This is a genomic window from Mycobacterium sp. 1245805.9 (genome assembly GCF_001672915.1).
Classification (GTDB): domain Bacteria; phylum Actinomycetota; class Actinomycetes; order Mycobacteriales; family Mycobacteriaceae; genus Mycobacterium.
This window is the reverse complement of sequence record NZ_LZKR01000194.1, coordinates 1-16610: the sequence shown is the minus strand read 5'-3', so window position 1 is coordinate 16610 and position 16610 is coordinate 1. Positions and strand designations below refer to the sequence as shown.

Annotated in this window: 19 protein-coding genes; 16 read left to right on the top strand and 3 right to left on the bottom strand. The window is 66.8% G+C overall.

Features of this window, described 5'->3' with window-relative positions; all coding sequences use genetic code 11:
• Positions 1 to 7: 7 nt before the first annotated feature.
• The 3 genes from A9X00_RS25150 to A9X00_RS25140 are packed head-to-tail and all read left to right on the top strand — an operon-like array spanning position 8 to position 2546.
• Positions 8 to 1126 (top strand): PHB depolymerase family esterase, encoded by a 1119-nt coding sequence (locus A9X00_RS25150; RefSeq protein ID WP_067159730.1) that lies wholly within the window; start codon positions 8 to 10, stop codon positions 1124 to 1126.
• Positions 1126 to 1506, top strand: a complete 381-nt coding sequence (locus A9X00_RS25145) for a nuclear transport factor 2 family protein (protein ID WP_067159727.1) — start codon at positions 1126 to 1128, stop codon at positions 1504 to 1506. Before A9X00_RS25150 ends, A9X00_RS25145 begins: the two co-directional genes overlap by 1 nt.
• Positions 1503 to 2546, top strand: coding sequence for a TIGR03857 family LLM class F420-dependent oxidoreductase (locus A9X00_RS25140; RefSeq protein WP_197515265.1), 1044 nt, complete (start codon positions 1503 to 1505; stop codon positions 2544 to 2546). Before A9X00_RS25145 ends, A9X00_RS25140 begins: the two co-directional genes overlap by 4 nt.
• Before the next feature lie 74 nt (positions 2547 to 2620).
• On the opposite strand, the gene A9X00_RS25135 is transcribed toward A9X00_RS25140, so the two are convergent.
• Positions 2621 to 4117 (bottom strand): acyl-CoA carboxylase subunit beta, encoded by a 1497-nt coding sequence (locus A9X00_RS25135; RefSeq protein WP_067159721.1) that lies wholly within the window; start codon positions 4115 to 4117, stop codon positions 2621 to 2623.
• A gap of 140 nt (positions 4118 to 4257) precedes the next feature.
• Between A9X00_RS25135 and A9X00_RS25130 the strand changes: the two genes are divergently transcribed.
• The 8 genes from A9X00_RS25130 (at position 4258) to A9X00_RS25095 (ending at position 10310) form a co-directional block, all read left to right on the top strand.
• Entirely contained in the window at positions 4258 to 5280 is a 1023-nt protein-coding gene (locus A9X00_RS25130; protein ID WP_067159718.1) for an LLM class F420-dependent oxidoreductase, read from the top strand.
• Between the two features lie 11 nt (positions 5281 to 5291).
• A complete protein-coding gene (locus A9X00_RS25125) occupies positions 5292 to 6512 on the top strand; it encodes a cytochrome P450 (protein ID WP_067159788.1) in 1221 nt (406 codons plus the stop codon).
• An 18-nt stretch (positions 6513 to 6530) separates the two neighbouring features.
• Positions 6531 to 7358: an SDR family NAD(P)-dependent oxidoreductase gene (locus A9X00_RS25120; protein WP_067159715.1), complete on the top strand. Its 828-nt coding sequence runs from the start codon at positions 6531 to 6533 to the stop codon at positions 7356 to 7358.
• A gap of 193 nt (positions 7359 to 7551) precedes the next feature.
• Positions 7552 to 7782 (top strand): dsRBD fold-containing protein, encoded by a 231-nt coding sequence (locus A9X00_RS25115; RefSeq protein ID WP_067159785.1) that lies wholly within the window; start codon positions 7552 to 7554, stop codon positions 7780 to 7782.
• A gap of 98 nt (positions 7783 to 7880) precedes the next feature.
• The gene (locus A9X00_RS25110; protein WP_067159711.1) at positions 7881 to 8429 is read left to right on the top strand and encodes a YceI family protein; all 549 of its coding nucleotides are present in this window, start codon (positions 7881 to 7883) and stop codon (positions 8427 to 8429) included.
• A 29-nt stretch (positions 8430 to 8458) separates the two neighbouring features.
• Positions 8459 to 8899 (top strand): VOC family protein, encoded by a 441-nt coding sequence (locus tag A9X00_RS25105; RefSeq protein ID WP_067159708.1) that lies wholly within the window; start codon positions 8459 to 8461, stop codon positions 8897 to 8899.
• Positions 8896 to 9648: an SDR family NAD(P)-dependent oxidoreductase gene (locus A9X00_RS25100; protein ID WP_067159706.1), complete on the top strand. Its 753-nt coding sequence runs from the start codon at positions 8896 to 8898 to the stop codon at positions 9646 to 9648. Before A9X00_RS25105 ends, A9X00_RS25100 begins: the two co-directional genes overlap by 4 nt.
• 236 nt (positions 9649 to 9884) lie before the next feature.
• On the top strand, positions 9885 to 10310 hold the full coding sequence (locus tag A9X00_RS25095; RefSeq protein ID WP_197515264.1) for a nitroreductase/quinone reductase family protein: 426 nt from the start codon (positions 9885 to 9887) through the stop codon (positions 10308 to 10310).
• Between the two features lie 377 nt (positions 10311 to 10687).
• Here the strand turns inward: A9X00_RS25095 and A9X00_RS25090 are convergent, their stop codons facing one another.
• The gene (locus A9X00_RS25090) at positions 10688 to 11845 is read right to left on the bottom strand and encodes a Zn-dependent alcohol dehydrogenase (protein WP_067159700.1); all 1158 of its coding nucleotides are present in this window, start codon (positions 11843 to 11845) and stop codon (positions 10688 to 10690) included.
• Positions 11842 to 13068, bottom strand: a complete 1227-nt coding sequence (locus A9X00_RS25085; RefSeq protein ID WP_067159697.1) for a cytochrome P450 — start codon at positions 13066 to 13068, stop codon at positions 11842 to 11844. Before A9X00_RS25085 ends, A9X00_RS25090 begins: the two co-directional genes overlap by 4 nt.
• A gap of 145 nt (positions 13069 to 13213) precedes the next feature.
• Between A9X00_RS25085 and A9X00_RS25080 the strand changes: the two genes are divergently transcribed.
• From A9X00_RS25080 to A9X00_RS25060, 5 genes are all read left to right on the top strand, one after another.
• A complete protein-coding gene (locus tag A9X00_RS25080) occupies positions 13214 to 13573 on the top strand; it encodes a Rieske (2Fe-2S) protein (protein ID WP_067159694.1) in 360 nt (119 codons plus the stop codon).
• Positions 13570 to 14607 (top strand): amidohydrolase family protein, encoded by a 1038-nt coding sequence (locus A9X00_RS25075; RefSeq protein ID WP_067159691.1) that lies wholly within the window; start codon positions 13570 to 13572, stop codon positions 14605 to 14607. Before A9X00_RS25080 ends, A9X00_RS25075 begins: the two co-directional genes overlap by 4 nt.
• On the top strand, positions 14607 to 15755 hold the full coding sequence (locus tag A9X00_RS25070) for an amidohydrolase family protein (RefSeq protein ID WP_067159688.1): 1149 nt from the start codon (positions 14607 to 14609) through the stop codon (positions 15753 to 15755). Before A9X00_RS25075 ends, A9X00_RS25070 begins: the two co-directional genes overlap by 1 nt.
• Before the next feature lie 4 nt (positions 15756 to 15759).
• The gene (locus A9X00_RS25065) at positions 15760 to 16188 is read left to right on the top strand and encodes a hypothetical protein (RefSeq protein WP_067159685.1); all 429 of its coding nucleotides are present in this window, start codon (positions 15760 to 15762) and stop codon (positions 16186 to 16188) included.
• 5 nt (positions 16189 to 16193) lie between these two features.
• Positions 16194 to 16610: alpha/beta hydrolase fold domain-containing protein (locus tag A9X00_RS25060; protein WP_156772287.1), on the top strand; the 417-nt coding region annotated here is incomplete at its 3' end.

Below are 16610 nucleotides of genomic sequence, written 5' to 3'. Positions count from 1 at the left end.
GATCGGTATGTCATGGGCGACGCGGGGGCTGGGCCTCTCCAAGGAGCTGGCCCGCGAGGCAGGCATGCTGGTGCCCCGCACGCTGACGGGCCTGCACGAATCGTCCGGTTGGGTGCCGGCGTCCCCGCGCGGCGTCCGTCAGTTCGGTGAGGTCCTGCTGGACGAGCTTGTGCTGAGCGGCTTTTCGCTGCTGGCCGGCGGCCCGCCGGAGATGCGGCCGGTCAACGCGTGCAGCGCGGCGGCCGAGGAATTGTCGGCCCTGGGCATCGACGGTGCGCATGCCGATCCAAAACCGTTGCGGTCGACGTCGATACGGCGGCGGCGGATTGCCGGCCTCGAGTACGAACGGATGATGTTCGAACACGACCCCCGGCTGCCGTCGACGCTGGAGGCCGAAGGCTTCGGCGGCCCGGCCCGCGCGGTGGTGCACCTGTGCCGGCATCGCGACGGCCCGAGGCCGTGGCTGGTCTGGGTGCACGGCGCCGGTCAGGGCGGCACGGAAGACCTGCTGCTGTCCCGGATCGGTCGAATACACCACACACTGGGGTTCAACGTCGCGATGCCGGTGCAGCCCGGTCATGGCTGCCGGCGTCGCGAATGGCCGGCCTACCCGGACGTCGATCCCCTGGGCAACGTGGCGGGCATGATGCGCGTGGTCTCGGAGGTCCGCGCCGTGGTGCGCTGGGTCCAGCCGCAGGCCACCACCGTTGTGGTGGCGGGGATTTCGATGGGCACCCCGGTGGCCGCGCTGGTTTCCCACCTGGAGAGGCAGATCGACGCGGTGGCGCTGTACACCCCGATCCTGGGGCTCAACGCGATGATCGCGCGACACCTCGGACGCTGGGGACAGTCGCGGGCCGGGTTCCGCGAGGTGTTGGGTTCGCCCGAGGTCGCCAAGCTGACCTCGGTGATCGACCCGTTGCGTGCCGACCCGGCGCCGCCACCGCACCGTCGGCTCATCGTCGGGGCGTGGCACGACCGGATGGCGATGCGCGAGCCGGCGGTCGAGTTGCAGCAACGCTGGGGCGGCCAGCTGTTCTGGTATGACGGCAGCCACGTCGGTCACATATTCTCCCGGCGCGTGCAGGCGGTCACCGAACGCTTCCTGAGTGGCGTGGCCGGCTGATGGCGCGAATGCGGTCGGCGCGCGAAGTGGTCGAGCTTTACAACCTGGTGGTCTGGAACGAACGCAATTACGACCTGGCCGAGGAGTTGTTCGCCGACACCGTGATTCGGCACGAGGTCGGCGCGGCCCACACGCTGACCCGCGAGCAGGCGGTCAACCGGATCAGGGACCTCTGGGGAATCTTCGACAAGTTGCGTTTCGACCTGAACATCGTGGTCGCCGGCGACGACGGCGAGCACGTGGCGCTCGTCTACGACTCGTCGATGACCACCAAGGACGGCACCGAAACCAACGTCGCCAGCATCGAGGTGTTCCGCGTCGTCGCCGGCCGGATCACCGAGGTGTGGAATTGCGGGTACCAGCAAGGGGTTTGGAATTGAGCGAGCGCATGCTTGACGAATTGGGGTACTACCTGCTCGCCGGGGCCGGCGGCGAGGGGCCGGCAACCCTGATGGACGAGGCCCGCCGCGGCGAGGAGCTGGGCTTCGGCACCGCGTTCATCTCCGAGCGCTGGAACGTCAAGGAGGCGTCGTCGCTCGTCGGGGCGGCCTGCGCGGTGACCAGCCGGATGCAAATCGCCACCGCCGCAACCAATCACAACACCCGCCACCCGCTGATCACCGGATCGTGGGCGAGCACCATGCATCGGCTCTCCGGCGGGCGGTTCACTCTCGGCATCGGCCGCGGCATCGCCGCGATCTACGGGGCGTTCGGCATCCCGGCCGTGACGACCGCGCAGATGGAGGACTGGGCCCAGGTCATGCGCCGGCTGTGGCACGGAGAGCTGATCTTCAACCACGACGGGCCGATGGGGAAATACCCGATCCTGTTCCTTGATCCGGACTTCGACGAGGACATTCGCCTTGCGCTGGTGGCGTTCGGGCCGAACACGCTGGCGCTCGGCGGCCGCGCATTCGACGACGTCATCCTGCACACCTACTTCACCCCGGAGACGTTGCAGCGCTGCGTGGCAACGGTCAAGTCCGCCGCGGAGAAGGCGGGCCGCGACCCGGACAGCGTGCGGGTGTGGTCATGCTTCGCGACGGTCGGCGACCACCTTCCCGAACAGCTGCGGCTGAAAAAGACCGTCGCGCGCCTGGCCACGTATCTGCAGGGGTATGGCGATCTGCTGGTGCAGACCAACAAGTGGGATCCCGCTGTGCTGCAGCGCTTTCGGGAGGATTCGGTGGTGACGTCCATCGCCGGCGGGATCGACCATAAGGCCACACCCGAACAAATCGAGCACATCGCGACGCTGATCCCCGACGAGTGGCTGGAGCCGTCGGCCACCGGGTCGGCCCAGCAGTGCGTGGACCGCATCCGTAAGGAATTCGACTACGGGGCCGACGCGGTGATCATGCACGGCGCGACGCCCGACGAGCTCGAGCCCGTCGTCACCGCCTACCGCGCCGGCGGTTAGGCCCGCGAGGGTGCGCAAAATGACACGCTAGAGCGGCGTGTCGCGTGCAAACACGCACGCTCGCGGCCAAAGAGTCAGGGCAGGATGACGGTCCGGCTGACCGGCTCGGCAGCGGCCTGACGACTGGACAGTCCGCGAAGCAGCGAACCCAATAGGGCGTCACGGGTTTCGCGGGGATCGATGAGCTCGTCGAATCCCAGATGTTCGGCCGAGCGATAGGACGCCTGCAACTCGGCATCACGCAGCTTCGCGGTGATGTCCTCACCGGCATGCGTGGCCCGGCCCAGCGCCGCCGCGCTCATGGCGCCCATGGTCGCGCCCGGGTAGGCGAAGGTCGCGCTCTGGTGATCGAAACCCAGCAGTGACATGACCATTGAGCCGAATCCGTAGGCCTTGCGCAGCGTGACGTGCAGCTTGATCGTGGTCGCCGCGGTCTGCGCGGCGAACATCCGCGCACCGGCGCGCAGCACGCCGCTGCGCTCGGACCGACTACCCGGCAGCATGCCGGGGTTGTCGGCGAGGAACACGATGGGCAGATGGAAGGAGTCGGCCACCAGGATGAAATGCGCTGCCTTGTCCGCGGCGGCGGCGTCGATGGAGCCCGCGAGCACGTTGGGCTGATTCGCGACGACCGCGACCGGATGGCCGCCGAGATGGGCCAGCGCGCAGATGATCGCCTTGCCGTACTGCGGCTGAACCTCGAACCAGTCGGGCCGGTCGAAGACCACGTCCAGCACCGCGCGCATGTCGTAGACACGCCGGTTGTCGCGGGAGACGATGTCGAGCAGTTCGGGCGTCGCGCGCGGCTCGCTGTCCTCGTTCGGCGGCAGCGGCGCGGGGTACGACCACGCGCTCGGCGGAAAATATGACAGGTACCGCCGGATGTCCGCGATCACCGCCTCGTCGTCCTCCGCCACGTTGTGGATCACCCCGCTCGGCAAGGCGGTGACCGGCCCGCCGAGGTCCTCCTTCGAAATCTCTTCTCCGGTCGACTCTTTGACGACGGGCGGCCCGGCGGTGAAGATCGCGCCCTGGGTGCTCATGATCCGAAAGTCGCAGACCGGGGCAACCAGAGCGCCGTGCCCGGCCGAGGGCCCGAGCACGGCCGCGACGGTCGGTACCCGGCCCGAGCACTGCGCCTGGGAGAGCAGGTCCGTCGGGGTGCGGCCGTAATGCCCACCGCCGGGACGAAACCCGGCGCCCTCGAGGAGCATCACCAGGGGAATCTTGTCGCGCAGCGCCAGTTCGGCGATGCGGTAGCGCTTGGAGTTGCCGCCGGGTCCGATGCTGCCGGCCATGGTGGTGAAGTCCTCCGAGCCCAACATCACCGGCGAACCGTTGATCGAGCCGGAGCCGACGACCAGCCCATCGGCCGCGATCTCGCCCCCGACCAGCGTGCCGATTTCGCGGAAGGTCCCCGGGTCGACGAGCCGCTCGATGCGCGCGCGGGCGTCGAGCTTGCCCTTGCCGCGGTGCTTGTCCAGCCGTTCGGGCCCGCCCATTCCCCACGCGCGCCGCCGGCGACGATCGAGGTCCTCGAGCGTCTCCTGCCAATCCGGGGGTTTTGTCATGCCTATGTCCTACCTCACGGGAGATCCGTCGCGCGCTTTGACCGATGAAGGCGACCCGCCGCGCCCGGCTACGCCGCGCTTGCGATCGCCATCCGACCAGCAGGGTCACATACTGGATTGCTTACTGTAAAGTTACCCGCATGGCTGACGGCCCTCGCCTCAAGATCGACGGGGGCATCCCCAATCAGCTGGCGCGGGCCGCCGGGGCCGCCCGGGACCTGGAAGAGCAGGGGTACGACGGGGGATGGACCGCCGAAACCAGTCACGACCCCTTTCTGCCGCTGTTGCTGGCCGCCGAACACACGTCGCGGCTCGAAGTCGGCACCAACGTCGCGGTGGCGTTCGCCCGCAATCCGATGATCGTCGCCAACCTCGGCTGGGATCTGCAGGCCTACTCGCAGGGCCGGTTCGTCCTCGGCCTGGGCACCCAGATCCAGCCCCACATCGAGAAGCGGTTCAGCATGCCGTGGAGCCACCCGGCGCGCCGGATGCGGGAATTCGTCTCCGCGCTACATGCCATCTGGGCCGCCTGGCGCGACGGCACCAAGCTTCGTTTCGAGGGCGACTTCTACACCCACAAGATCATGACCCCGATGTTCACGCCCGAGCCGCAGCCCTACCCGCCGCCGAAGGTGTTCCTGGCCGCGGTCGGTGAAGCGATGACGGAGATGTGCGGCGAGGTCGCCGACGGCCACCTGGGCCACCCGATGGTGTCGAAGCGGTACATCACCGAGGTCACCACCCCGGCGCTCCTGCGCGGCCTGCGGCGCGCCGGCCGCGACCGCACGGAGCTCGAGTTGTCGGCCGAAGTACTGGTGGCCACAGGGGAGAACGACGCCGAGCTGCGGACGGCCACGGCCGCGGTGCGCAAGCAGATCGCGTTCTACGGATCGACCCCGGCCTATCGCACGGTGCTGGGGCTGCACGGCTGGGGCGGCCTGCACGAGGAGCTGAATCGGCTGTCCAAGCAGGGGGAGTGGGACGCCATGGCTTCGTTGATCGACGACGAAATGCTCGCGACCTTCGCCGTCGTCGGCCCGGTCGACGAGGTCGGTGCCGCCCTCAAAAACCGCTGTACGGGCGTCGTCGATCGGGTCCTGCCGATCTTCATGACCGCCTCGCAAAACTGTGTCAGTACGGCAACGAAGGAGTTTCGCCAGTGAGCACGCCGACGATGGATGACGCCGCCAAGCTGTTGACGGATCCGTTGGCCTACACCGACGAGCCGCGGCTGCACGCGGCGCTGACCCACCTGCGGGCGAACGCCCCGGTGTCGTGGGTCGACGTGCCGAACTACAAGCCGTTCTGGGCGATCACCAAGCACGCCGACATCATGGACATCGAGCGCGAGAACATGCTGTTCACCAACTGGCCGCGCCCGGTGCTGACCACGGTGGAGGGTGACGAGCAGGCGCTCGCCGCGGGCGTGCGAACCCTGATCCACCTTGACGATCCGCAGCACCGGGTGGTGCGCGCGATCGGTTCCGACTGGTTTCGCCCGAAGGCAATGCGGGCGTTGAAAGTTCGTGTCGACGAGCTGGCCAAGATCTATGTGGATAAGATGATGGCGGCAAGCCCCGAGTGCGACTTCGTCCAGCATGTCGCGGTCAATTACCCGCTCTACGTGATCATGTCGCTGCTGGGGCTGCCGGAGGCCGACTTTCCCCGCATGCTCAAACTGACCCAGGAGTTGTTCGGCAGCGAGGACTCCGAATTCAAACGCGGCACCACGAACGAGGATCAGCTGCCGGCGTTGTTCGACATGTTCGAGTACTTCAACGCCGTGACGGCGGCCCGGCGCGAGCACCCGACCGAGGACCTCGCCTCGGCGATCGCCAATGCGCGCGTGGACGGCGAACCGCTGTCGGACATCGACACGGTCTCGTACTACCTCATCGTCGCCACCGCGGGTCACGACACCACCAGCGCGACCATCTCGGGCGGCATGCAGGCGCTCATCGAGAACCCGGACCAGCGCGAGCGGCTGCGCGACAACCTCGACCTGATGCCGTTGGCCACCGAGGAGATGATCCGCTGGGTCACCCCGGTCAAGGAGTTCATGCGCACCGCGGCCAGGGACACGACCGTGCGCGGAATCCCCATCGCCGCAGGGGATTCCCTGCTGCTGTCCTACGTCTCGGCCAACCGCGACGAGGACGTGTTCGACGACCCATTCCGCTTCGACGTCGGGCGCGACCCGAACAAACACGTGGCCTTCGGCTATGGCGTGCACTTCTGCATGGGCGCGGCGCTGGCCCGCATGGAGGTCAACAGCTTCTTCTCCGAACTGCTGCCCCGGCTCAAGTCCATAGAGCTGACCGGCGATCCGGAACTGACCGCCACCACCTTCGTCGGCGGCCTCAAACACCTCCCGGTGCGTTACTCGCTGACCTAGTTGCCTAGCCTGCAGGCTATGGCGCGCAAGACGATCGTGATCACCGGCGCCAGTGACGGCATCGGTGCCGCGGCGGCCCGCCGGTTGCGGCAGCGCGGCGACGATGTCGTGGTAGTCGGCCGGTCGCCGACCAAGACCGCCGCGGTGGCCGCCGACCTTGACGCGGATTATTTCGTGGCCGACTTCGCCGACCTGTCCCAGGTGCGGGCCCTGGCGGACAAGATCAGCTCCGCGTACCGGCGCATCGACGTGCTGGCCAACAACGCCGGTGGCATGTTCAACAAGATCTTCACGACCGCGGACGGTCACGAGATGACCTTTCAGGTCAACTACCTGGCGCCGTTTTTGCTCACCATGCGGTTGATGGAGATGCTTGTCGATTCCCGCGCCACCGTCGTCAACACGACGAGCTCGTCACACAAGCTGCTTCCCCGCGCGTCCCTCACCGACCTGGTGGGCACGGCCCATCGCCGGCCCAGCACCGCCTATGCCCTCACCAAACTGGCAATTGTGTTGTTCACCAGGGAATTACATCGGCGATACCACCCCGCCGGGCTATCGGCGGCGACGTTCCATCCCGGCTATGTCAACACCAACTTCGGCGATGCGTCGGGCTCACGGCCCATCCTCTTCATGAAGTATCGGGTACCGATAATCACCCGGTTCATCTCCAGCGCGGACGAGGGAGCCGACCAGCTGGTCTGGCTGGCGTCGAGCACGCCCGGAGTGGATTGGGCGTCTGGCGAGTACTACGCCAAGGGGAAGCTGGCGAAGGCCCACCGCGCGGCCTACGACCCAGACCTCGCCAGCGAGCTGTGGGATCGCACGTTGGCGACGATCGCCTAGGTGGCGGTCGCCGAGCGTCACGCCAGCGTGATGCTCGAACTCGCAAAGCACCGCGAAGTGCCATAGGCACTCGCTGGTGGGACCAAAGTCACCAGTGTGCGGCACGCCGGTCGATGAGCGAGAAAGTGACTCTGTCCCGCAGCATGATTCGTATATGTACCACGCCAATCGCACGCATTTCGCTACGCACCAAATGATCACGCTGGCGATCGACGAGCACCACGGAAGGTCGTGCGCCAAGGTCGAGCTGGAATGGGGTAGTTCCCGCCTGGCCGGGGTGGGCGTCGCGTACCGCCATCCCGCCGACTGTTTGGTGCCTCAAGCCCGCCACGAGCTGGCGACCGCTCGGGCGTTGTCGGACCTGGCGGACCAGGTTGCCGCACTGGCCGCGGCCACCGTGACCGGTCGGCCCGGACCGCGGTAAGGCCGCTGACCAGCCAGGAATAAAATTGGACTACGGTCCGCTTAGCCCTGGGAAGGCGTCGGGCAGGCCGCCGCCCCGAACAGGAAAGACGGACAAACATGACTGCAACCGTGACGACGCAGGTCACTCCCGGCACGTGGGCGATCGACCCGGTGCACTCCTCGATCAACTTCTGGGTCCGTCATTTGATGGTCAGCAAGGTGCGAGGCAGCTTTGAGAACTTCAGCGGTGCGATCGTCGTCGCCGACGACGGCACACCGTCGGTGCAGGCCGAGATCGCGGTGGATTCCCTCCACACCGGCAACGCCCAACGCGACGCCCACCTCAAGGCGCCGGACTTCTTCGACGCCGACAAGTACCCGGTCGCGAGGTTTACGTCGACCTCGGTGGAGGCGAACGGCGAGAGCTACGTGCTCCGCGGCGACCTGACCATCAAGGGCGTCACCAAACCGGTCGCCTTGGACCTCGAATTCTTCGGTGTCAATCCGGGCATGGGCCAGGGCGAGGTCGCCGGCTTCGAGGCGTCGGTGGTGTTGAACCGCAAGGACTTCGGCATCGACATCGACCTGCCACTGGAAACCGGGGGCGCCGTCGTCGGCGACAAGGTGACCGTCACACTCGAGATCGAGGCACTCAAGCAGGCTTGACGCCCTCCCTGGTGACCTAATCTGGGCGTATGCCGGGTATTCATCACGCCGCGATCTGCACGGCGGACGTCGAACGCTCGACGAGGTTCTGGCGCGACGGCCTGGGATTCGCCGAACTGTTCGACAATACGTTCGCCGGGGACTGGCCGGAACTCTTCGGCGCCAAGACCGATCGGCTGCGCTCGATATTCCTCGGAGACCCGCAGGCCCCCGACAGCGGGATCGTCGAACTGGTCGTCTTCGAGGGCGCCGACGAGGGCTCGGCGCCACCGGGGCGACCGCGTCACGGGTTCTTCCTGCTCTCGCTGCAGCGCGAGGTCGACGAGACGCTTACGGCGTTGGCGGCGTTGGGTTTCGACGACGGTGTCCGTCGCATCAGCGTGCCGGCGCCGGGCGGCAAGACGGTCCCGATGGCGGTGATCACCGCGCCCGACGGGGTGCTGGTCGAGCTGATCGGGACGCCGCGGTGACGGCGCTGGTGACCGGCGGCGCGTCGGGGATCGGGCGCGAGGTCGCGGCACGGCTGCGGGAGGCGGGTCACGGCGTCGTGGTGTGGGACCTGTCCGGCGGCGACATCGCCTGCGACGTCAGCGATCCCGACGCGGTGTCGGCGGCGATGGAGCAAACCGTGCGCGACCACGGTGTCCCCACGCGGATCGTGACATGTGCTGGGATCGGGGCGTCGGGCATGCTGCTCGAGCAGCCACCCGCGGAATGGGAACGGGTGCTGGCGGTCAACCTCACCGGCACCTGGCTGGCCATCCGGGCCGGGGCGCGGGCCATGATCGACGCCGGCATGGGCGGCTCCATCGTCGCGGTCTCGAGCATCAGCGGCACCCTCGCCGATCGCGACATGGGCGCCTACTGCGTGTCCAAGGCCGGTGTGGACATGTTGGAGAAGGTCGCCGCCGTGGAGTGGGGCGTGCACGGCATCCGGGTGAACGCCGTGGGGCCGGGTGTCACCCGGACACCGATGCTGGCGAAACCGGAGCAGCTCCCGGGCTGGGTGGAAGGCCTGTCCGAGCGGACGGCTTTCGGCCGCCTCGGCGAGGCAACCGACGTGGCCGGGGCGATCGTGGGCGTCCTCGAATTGCCTTGGGTGACCGGCCAAATCGTGCACGCGGACGGCGGTTTGGCGCTGCACAGCCCGATCGATGCGTACGGCCAGCTCCTGCGGGTGATGGCACCAATCGGCCGGGATAAGCGTGACAAGGGGTGACTCGGCCACTCGACGTAGTCCGCCGCGTGGCCGCCTTCGAGCCAGTGGCGGTCCGCTAGTTCGCGGCCGGGGGACCGGATGGAGTGCGGGAATGTAACTTTTGCGGCCCGCTGCCCGTCCTTAGATGTGTGCACAGTTTCGCCGGAGCATCACCGGTTCAAAGGGCGTGCCTGTGTGAGGCGACTGCGTGATGGAAGGGGTTGGTGATGGAGGGTCGCGTCCAGCGTGCCGGGAACGTGCTGGCCCGCGCGGTGCTGCGAGCGCCGCTGCTGCATCGGCTAGTGAGCAATCGGATGCTGCTAATCACCGTGACGGGGCGGCGGACCGGCAAGCGGTACCACGTTCCGGTTGGCTACGTCGCCATCGACGGGCGATTACTGATTGGCACGGGCGGAAACTGGTTTCGAAACCTGCGTCCAGACATACCGGTCGAGGTGTTAGTGCGGCGCCAGACAATGCGGATGCTGCCACAGGTGATCGGCGACATGGACACGGCGTTCGACTTGTACGGCGACATCATTCGGCACAACCCCGTGCACGGACGGTATGCGAAGATCCGCCTCGGCGCCGACGGCCGACCCAATCGCGCCGACCTTGCCGCCGCGCTGAAGCGCGGCGTGCGGGTGGTGCAACTGCAACCATGCCGACAAACCATCGGCTGATGATCTGTCATCGGCCGGCAGACCACCATCGCAAGCCTGCCGGGCCAGCGATGCCTATATCACCATCGCGATCGCGCTAACGATCACCGTCGGAGTGCAAGGCGCCGAGTTAGCACGCATACAAACGCATGCGCCCGCCGATCCCGGCATACCAACATTGCGGGCCGCGCTATGGTCCACGCCGATCCTGGCGCTACTTACCTTTCTCGCGGGTATCGCCCTGATAGCCGATGGCAGCACACCCGGTCCCTGGGTAGGCGCGGGCGTGCTGTCGACGCTGATCATCGCAGTGGCCTCCGTGTGGCTGCGGCTTCGACAGAACTATGGACGCCCACCAAAGATTAAGCGGCTCAACGCGAGTGGCGCGCTGTCCGGGTTTAACCGATCCCGTAATCGATGATGCCCCGGACGATCTTGCCGTTGAGCAGGTCGTCGTAGGCGTCGTTGATGTCGTCGAGGCGGTAGCGCCGGGTGATCATCTCGTCGAGTTGCAGCTGGCCGGTCTCGTAGAGCCTGGCCAGCCTTGCGATGTCCGCCTTGGGGTTGCACGAGCCGAATATGGTGCCCGCCAGCGTCTTGTTCATCAGGATGAAGTCCTGCAGGTCGATCTTGACCGACCGGGTCAGCTGCGAGGTCATGCCGGTGAGCACACACGTCCCGCCCTTACGGGTGAGCTGCACCGCGTCGCGCACGTCCTCCGGGGTGATCAAGGACGGCGACACCACCACCGCGTCGGCCATCACCCCGTAGGTCAGGCCGCGCACCAGGTCCAAAGCCTCGGCGACCGTCGCGACGCTGTGTGTCGCGCCGAACTGCAATGCCGACTTCTGTTTGAACTCAACGGGATCGACGGCGACGATCTGGGCGGCACCGTTGATCCGGGCGCCCTGGATGGCTCCGGTGCCGATGCCGCCGACGCCGATCACGACGACAGTATCGCCGGCGCGCATGTTGGAGCGGTTCGCCACGGAACCGTAGCCGGTCGGGATGGCACACGACAGCAGCGCGCTCTGGGCCAGCGGTAGGTGCGGCTCGATCTTCACGAGCGAATTCGACGACACCACCGTGTGTTGCGCGAACGCACCGACCTTTGCGAGGTGGCCCAGGTTTCGGCCGTCGGCGGTGTGGTGGCGAAAGGTGCCGTCGGTGGGCATCCCCGGGACCATGGTGCCCATGCCGACGTCGCAGATGTACTCCGCCCCGGTCGCGCACCAGCGGCACTGCCCGCACACCGCGACGAACGACATCACCACGTGGTCGCCCGGCGCGAAATCGGTTACCCCATCGCCGACTTCACGCACGATGCCCGACCCCTCGTGACCGCCGATCATCGGGAACATCGTCGGCAGGCCCATCGATCGCATCACCTCGTTGGGCGCCGACATGTCGCCCTTGAGGATGTGGTCGTCGGAGTGGCACAACCCAGCGGCGACCAGCTGAACCAGGACTTCGCCGGCGCGCGGCGGGTCCAACTCGAATTCCTCCACGGACCACGGGCCGCCGACGTCGTGCAGGATCGCTGCCCGGCTTTTCATGCGGCCGGGGCGAACGTAACCGGAAGCTTGTTGGGCGACCGGAAGGTGAGCCCGACGATCCTGGACTCCTCACCGCTGCCGTCGTCGGGCACCAACGCCAGATCCCTGACCCGGTCGAACAGGCTGTTCAACATCACCCGCGTCTCCAGCCGTGCCAGGTGCATGCCGAGACACATGTGAATGCCGGCCGCGAACGCGATGTGGGCCTGGCGCCGCCGGCGGATGTCGAATGTATTGGGGTCGGGCCAACGGCTTTCGTCGCGGTTGGCCGAGCCCATACACATGTCGACCTGTGCCTCGGCCGGAATTGTCTTGCCGCCTATTTCGATTTCTCGGGTGGTGGTCCGCATCACCATCGTCAGTGGCGTTTCCACACGCAGGCCCTCTTCGATGGCGGCCGGGATCAGCGACCGGTCCTGCTGAACCATGGCCAACTGCTCGGGGTGGGTGAGCAGCAGGTACAGCAGGTTGCCCGACGAGCGATACGTGGTCTCCAGGCCGGCGGGTAGCAGCAGGCGCAGGAACGCGATGATCGCATCGTCGGTGAGCTTTTCGCCGTCGATCTCGGCCGCGACCAGGTCGCCGATGATGTCGTCGGTGAGTTCGTGGCGCCGCTGCTCCACCTGGTCGAGGAAGTAGCCTTGCAGCTCCGCCGCCGCGTTCAGCCCGGCCTCGATGTCGGTCGGGATCGAGATCAGGTCGAGCGACAGCCGCCGGAACAGGTCGAGGTCCTCGGGGGGAAGCCCGAGCAGCACGGAGATGATCCGGGTGGGAAACTCGAACGTCAGCGCCTTGACCAGGTCGGCGTGGCCTTCATCCTTGATTTCGTCGATCAGCCGATCGCACACCGGCCCGATGACCGACGGCTCCCAGCGCTCCAACGCGGTGGCCCGGAATGCCTTGGCCACCAGGCTGCGATGGTCGTGGTGTTCCTTGCCGCCCATCGCCAGGATGGTGTGCCCCATCACCAACCCGATCGACTTGTCATAGGCGGCCGAGGTGAAGACGTGGTCGTCACGGAACGCCTGAAACAGGGCGTCGTAACCGAACAGCACCCATTCGTCGCTCGGCCGCAGTTCCTCCGGCATCTGTGAGTGGTCCGCGAGGGACCCGTGCCAGACCGGATCGGTGCGCCTCATGTATTCGAAGAACGGGTACGGGCTGGTTTCCCCGGTGAGGTCCAGGGTGACGGGCTGGCCGCCCGGGTCCGTGCTGAGCGTCATGCGCGCTCCTCCTGAGCCGCCGCGAGGGCGGATGTGCGTGCCGAGGGAATATGGCTATCATAGTATAAATAGCAACGAAGCCCAACGGCTGGTGGTCTTTACCGTAATGCCCACAGTATTGACCCGAGAAGGCGGTGATTCCTAGGTGCCCAACCGGCGATTCGTGTGCTCACTGGACGAGCTGCCGCCCGGCGGGATGAAACTGGTCGACGTCGGAAAGTTCGGCGTGGGCGTGTACAACGTCCGCGGCGAGCTGTACGCGATCGTCAACTACTGTTCACACGAGGGCGCACCGTTATGTCTTGGCCTCATCGGCGGCACCAACGAATCGGCTCCCGAATCGCTCGACGGGATGCGCCGGGTTCGTGACGGGCAGATCGTTCGATGCCCTTGGCACAACTGGGAATTCGACGTCACCACGGGTCAAAACCTGGCCGACCCGCGGCGTCGCGTCCGCACCTACCAGGTCGACGTCACCGACGGCGAAGTGTATTTAACCGCATGATTATCGATACCAATGTGCAGCCGCACTTCCGCTATAACGGCGAGATCCGTCGCTACCTGCCAGCCGCACACCAGCTGCGGGCGATCCCCGACGTCGAGCAGCAGTGGTATCAGGCGCCCGGCGGCGACTATCGCGAAGACCTCTACGGCGAGCACTACCCGGGATCGGATCCCGACACGATGGCCCAGCACCTGTTCGACGACATGGGCGTCACCTACGCCATCCTCAACCCGCTGACCCGCGGCAACATCGCCGACTACCTGCTCAACAGCCGCATCTGCGCCGCCGTCAACGACTGGCTGCTGGATCGCTGGCTCGAGCCCGACGCCAGCGACCGGTTCCGGGGCACCATCCGGGTCAACCCCGAGGACCCCCGGGGCGCGGTCGCCGAGATCGAACGCCTGGCCGGTCACCCGAAGCTGGTGCAGGTCGGCGTTCCGATGCAGTCGCGTGAGCCGTACGGCAAACCGATATTCGAGCCGATCTGGGAGGCCGCCGTCGCGCACGGGCTGCCGGTCGCGGTGCACATCAACGGCGGCAACGGCGTCGACCACCCGCCCACCTTCGCCGGGCACGCCCACACCTACCCGGGGTACGCGGCGTTCATGCCGTTGAACTACTTCGTGCACCTGGCCACGCTCATCATCGAGGGCGTGTTCGGCCGTCATCCGAGCCTGAAGTTCGTCTTCGCCGACGGCGGCTACGACATCCTCACCCCGCTGATGTGGCGGCTGGACACGTTCTGGCTGTCGATGCGCGACCAAACACCGTGGGTCGACCGCTATCCCAGCGAATACCTGCCGGGCCACGTCCGGTTCTGCTCCTCGGCGTTCGACGGGCCGACGGATGCCGACGCGACGCAGCGCTGGATGGACTTCACCGGCAAGTCCGACCTGCTGATGTACGGATCGAGCTACCCCCACTGGTCGACGTCGCCGCCGGAGGCGATTGCGGCGGGGCTCAACGCCGAGCAACGCGACAAGGTGTTGTGGCGGAATGCCACTGAGCTGTACGGGCTTAAGGAGCGCGTCTGATGACAACGATCGAGCGACTCGACTCACCAACCGGTCAAGAGGACGAAATAGCGGTCACCATCGTCGACACCGACGTGCACCCGCTGCCGGTCTCGACCGACGTGCTCAAGTCCTACGCGCCCGCCGAATGGGTGGACAAGCTCTGGCCGACCGGGAATGCGGTGAGCCCGCTGTCGTACTTCTACGACACCCCGGATGCGTACAAGACGTCGTCGCTGCGCATGGACTCATGGCCGCCCGGCGGGGGAGCCGCCGGCAGCGACCCGGATTTCGCCGCCAAGCAGCTGCTGCTCGACGCCGGTGTCAGCATCGCCTCGCTGGAGCCGATGTGCGACGCGCAGCTGCCGCAGGCCGAGCACGTGCTGAAGTCGACCTACAACGACTGGCTCGCCGACGTCTGGTTGGACAAGTACAACTGGCACGGCCGCTGGCGCGGGTCGATCAGCGTCAGCGCGCAGACGCCGGATCAGGCGGCGCGCGAGGTGGAGCGGTGGGCGGGCCATCCCTACATGGCGCAGGTGCTGATGACACCGCAGACGCGTGGAATCCCGTTCGGCAACCCGCATTTCGACCCGCTCTACGAGGCGGCGTCGCGCAACGGTCTGCCGGTGGCCACGCACCTGATGGGCCAGACGCCGTTCGAGTTGATCCCGCTGTATCCGGTGGGCAACCCCGCACACTGGCACGACTTCTTCGCGTCGTGGCCGCTGCTGTATGTGTCGCACCTGATGAGCCTGGTGTTCGACGGTGCGTTCGACCGTCACCCGGACTTGCGGGTGGTCTTCATCGAAGGCGGATTCACCTGGGCGATGCCGGTGATGTCGCGGATGGACCGGATCTGGGAAGCCCGCCGCGGCGACCTGCCCCACGTGCGCCGGCGCCCGTCGGAGTATGTGCGCGAACATGTCCGGTTCACCACCCAGCCGCTCGAAGACACCGACACCGTCCAATTCCGCGAATACCTGGAAATGATGGACCTCGGGGACAACCTGATGTTCTCGACGGACTACCCGCACTGGAGCTACGACTCGCCGACCTACGCCATCAACCGATTCCCCGCCAACCAACGGGAGCGGATCATGCGCGGCAACGCGACGGCTCTGTACGGGCTACCGGCGACTGTGAAGGCGCTTCCCGGAGAGCGGTGACGCGGTGGCCGATCTGGCCGCCAGGCTGACCTCTCTGGTCAGCGAATACGACGAGAAGTGGTCGGCGCTGGACTTCGCCGGCGTCGCCAACCTCTGGGAGCGTCAGGACCCGCGGCCGATTTACATCGGTGACGAATACGCGGTGCCGCTGGTCGGCGCCGACGAACTCGATCGGCACTGGGCCAGGATCGGCAGTCGGCTGAAGCGCGCCACGGTGTCGTCGCAGTTGTGGTCGGCCGAGGCGCTGCCCGGGGGCGTGGTGCGTTGCGTTTTGCTGAGCCGCTGGAGCTGCACCGGGCAAGAATCCGACGTTGCGCACGCCGGCACCAGCTGGGTCACGTGGTTGCTGACCTTTCGCGGTGATAAGTACCGCATCTTCCATCACATGGAATCGCAGGTCTACCTTGAAGATGGTTTCCCGGACGGAAGTTGAGGGGTATGACGCAGACGAACCTGACGCGGCCGCAGGGCCTTAACCGGATCGACCCGGTGCTGCGTGATTCGGCGATCGAGCTGGGTGTGGTCGAGTTCCGCACCGAGACACTGGCCGCCGAGCGGAAAGAGGCCGACGCCCGGGCCGCCGAGCGGGCCGCGGCCGTCCAAACCGACGGTGTCGCCGTGGACTCGCGATCGATCGCCGGTCCGGACGGCCAACGGCTGGGCATTCGCCTGTATCGCGGCGGCACGGGATCCCGGGTGCCCCTGGTGGTATACGCCCACGGCGGCGGCTTCGTGACGGGAAACCTGGACACCGACCACGCGCAGTGCGTGGAGCTGGCCCGTGCCGCCGATTGCCTTGTGGTCTCGGTCGACTACCGGCTCGCACCCGAAAACCCGTGTCCGGCAGCGTTGGAC

What these genes read in the sequence shown, in the direction of transcription:
- A9X00_RS25150 (WP_067159730.1), top strand. Translation starts at nt 8, where the DNA reads ATGTCATGGGCGACGCGGGGGCTGGGCCTCTCCAAGGAGCTGGCCCGC.
- A9X00_RS25145 (WP_067159727.1), top strand. Translation starts at nt 1,126, where the DNA reads ATGGCGCGAATGCGGTCGGCGCGCGAAGTGGTCGAGCTTTACAACCTG.
- A9X00_RS25135 (WP_067159721.1), bottom strand. Translation starts at nt 4,117, where the DNA reads ATGACAAAACCCCCGGATTGGCAGGAGACGCTCGAGGACCTCGATCGT.
- A9X00_RS25130 (WP_067159718.1), top strand. Translation starts at nt 4,258, where the DNA reads ATGGCTGACGGCCCTCGCCTCAAGATCGACGGGGGCATCCCCAATCAG.
- A9X00_RS25125 (WP_067159788.1), top strand. Translation starts at nt 5,292, where the DNA reads ATGGATGACGCCGCCAAGCTGTTGACGGATCCGTTGGCCTACACCGAC.
- A9X00_RS25120 (WP_067159715.1), top strand. Translation starts at nt 6,531, where the DNA reads ATGGCGCGCAAGACGATCGTGATCACCGGCGCCAGTGACGGCATCGGT.
- A9X00_RS25115 (WP_067159785.1), top strand. Translation starts at nt 7,552, where the DNA reads ATGATCACGCTGGCGATCGACGAGCACCACGGAAGGTCGTGCGCCAAG.
- A9X00_RS25110 (WP_067159711.1), top strand. Translation starts at nt 7,881, where the DNA reads ATGACTGCAACCGTGACGACGCAGGTCACTCCCGGCACGTGGGCGATC.
- A9X00_RS25105 (WP_067159708.1), top strand. Translation starts at nt 8,459, where the DNA reads ATGCCGGGTATTCATCACGCCGCGATCTGCACGGCGGACGTCGAACGC.
- A9X00_RS25090 (WP_067159700.1), bottom strand. Translation starts at nt 11,845, where the DNA reads ATGAAAAGCCGGGCAGCGATCCTGCACGACGTCGGCGGCCCGTGGTCC.
- A9X00_RS25085 (WP_067159697.1), bottom strand. Translation starts at nt 13,068, where the DNA reads ATGACGCTCAGCACGGACCCGGGCGGCCAGCCCGTCACCCTGGACCTC.
- A9X00_RS25075 (WP_067159691.1), top strand. Translation starts at nt 13,570, where the DNA reads ATGATTATCGATACCAATGTGCAGCCGCACTTCCGCTATAACGGCGAG.
- A9X00_RS25070 (WP_067159688.1), top strand. Translation starts at nt 14,607, where the DNA reads ATGACAACGATCGAGCGACTCGACTCACCAACCGGTCAAGAGGACGAA.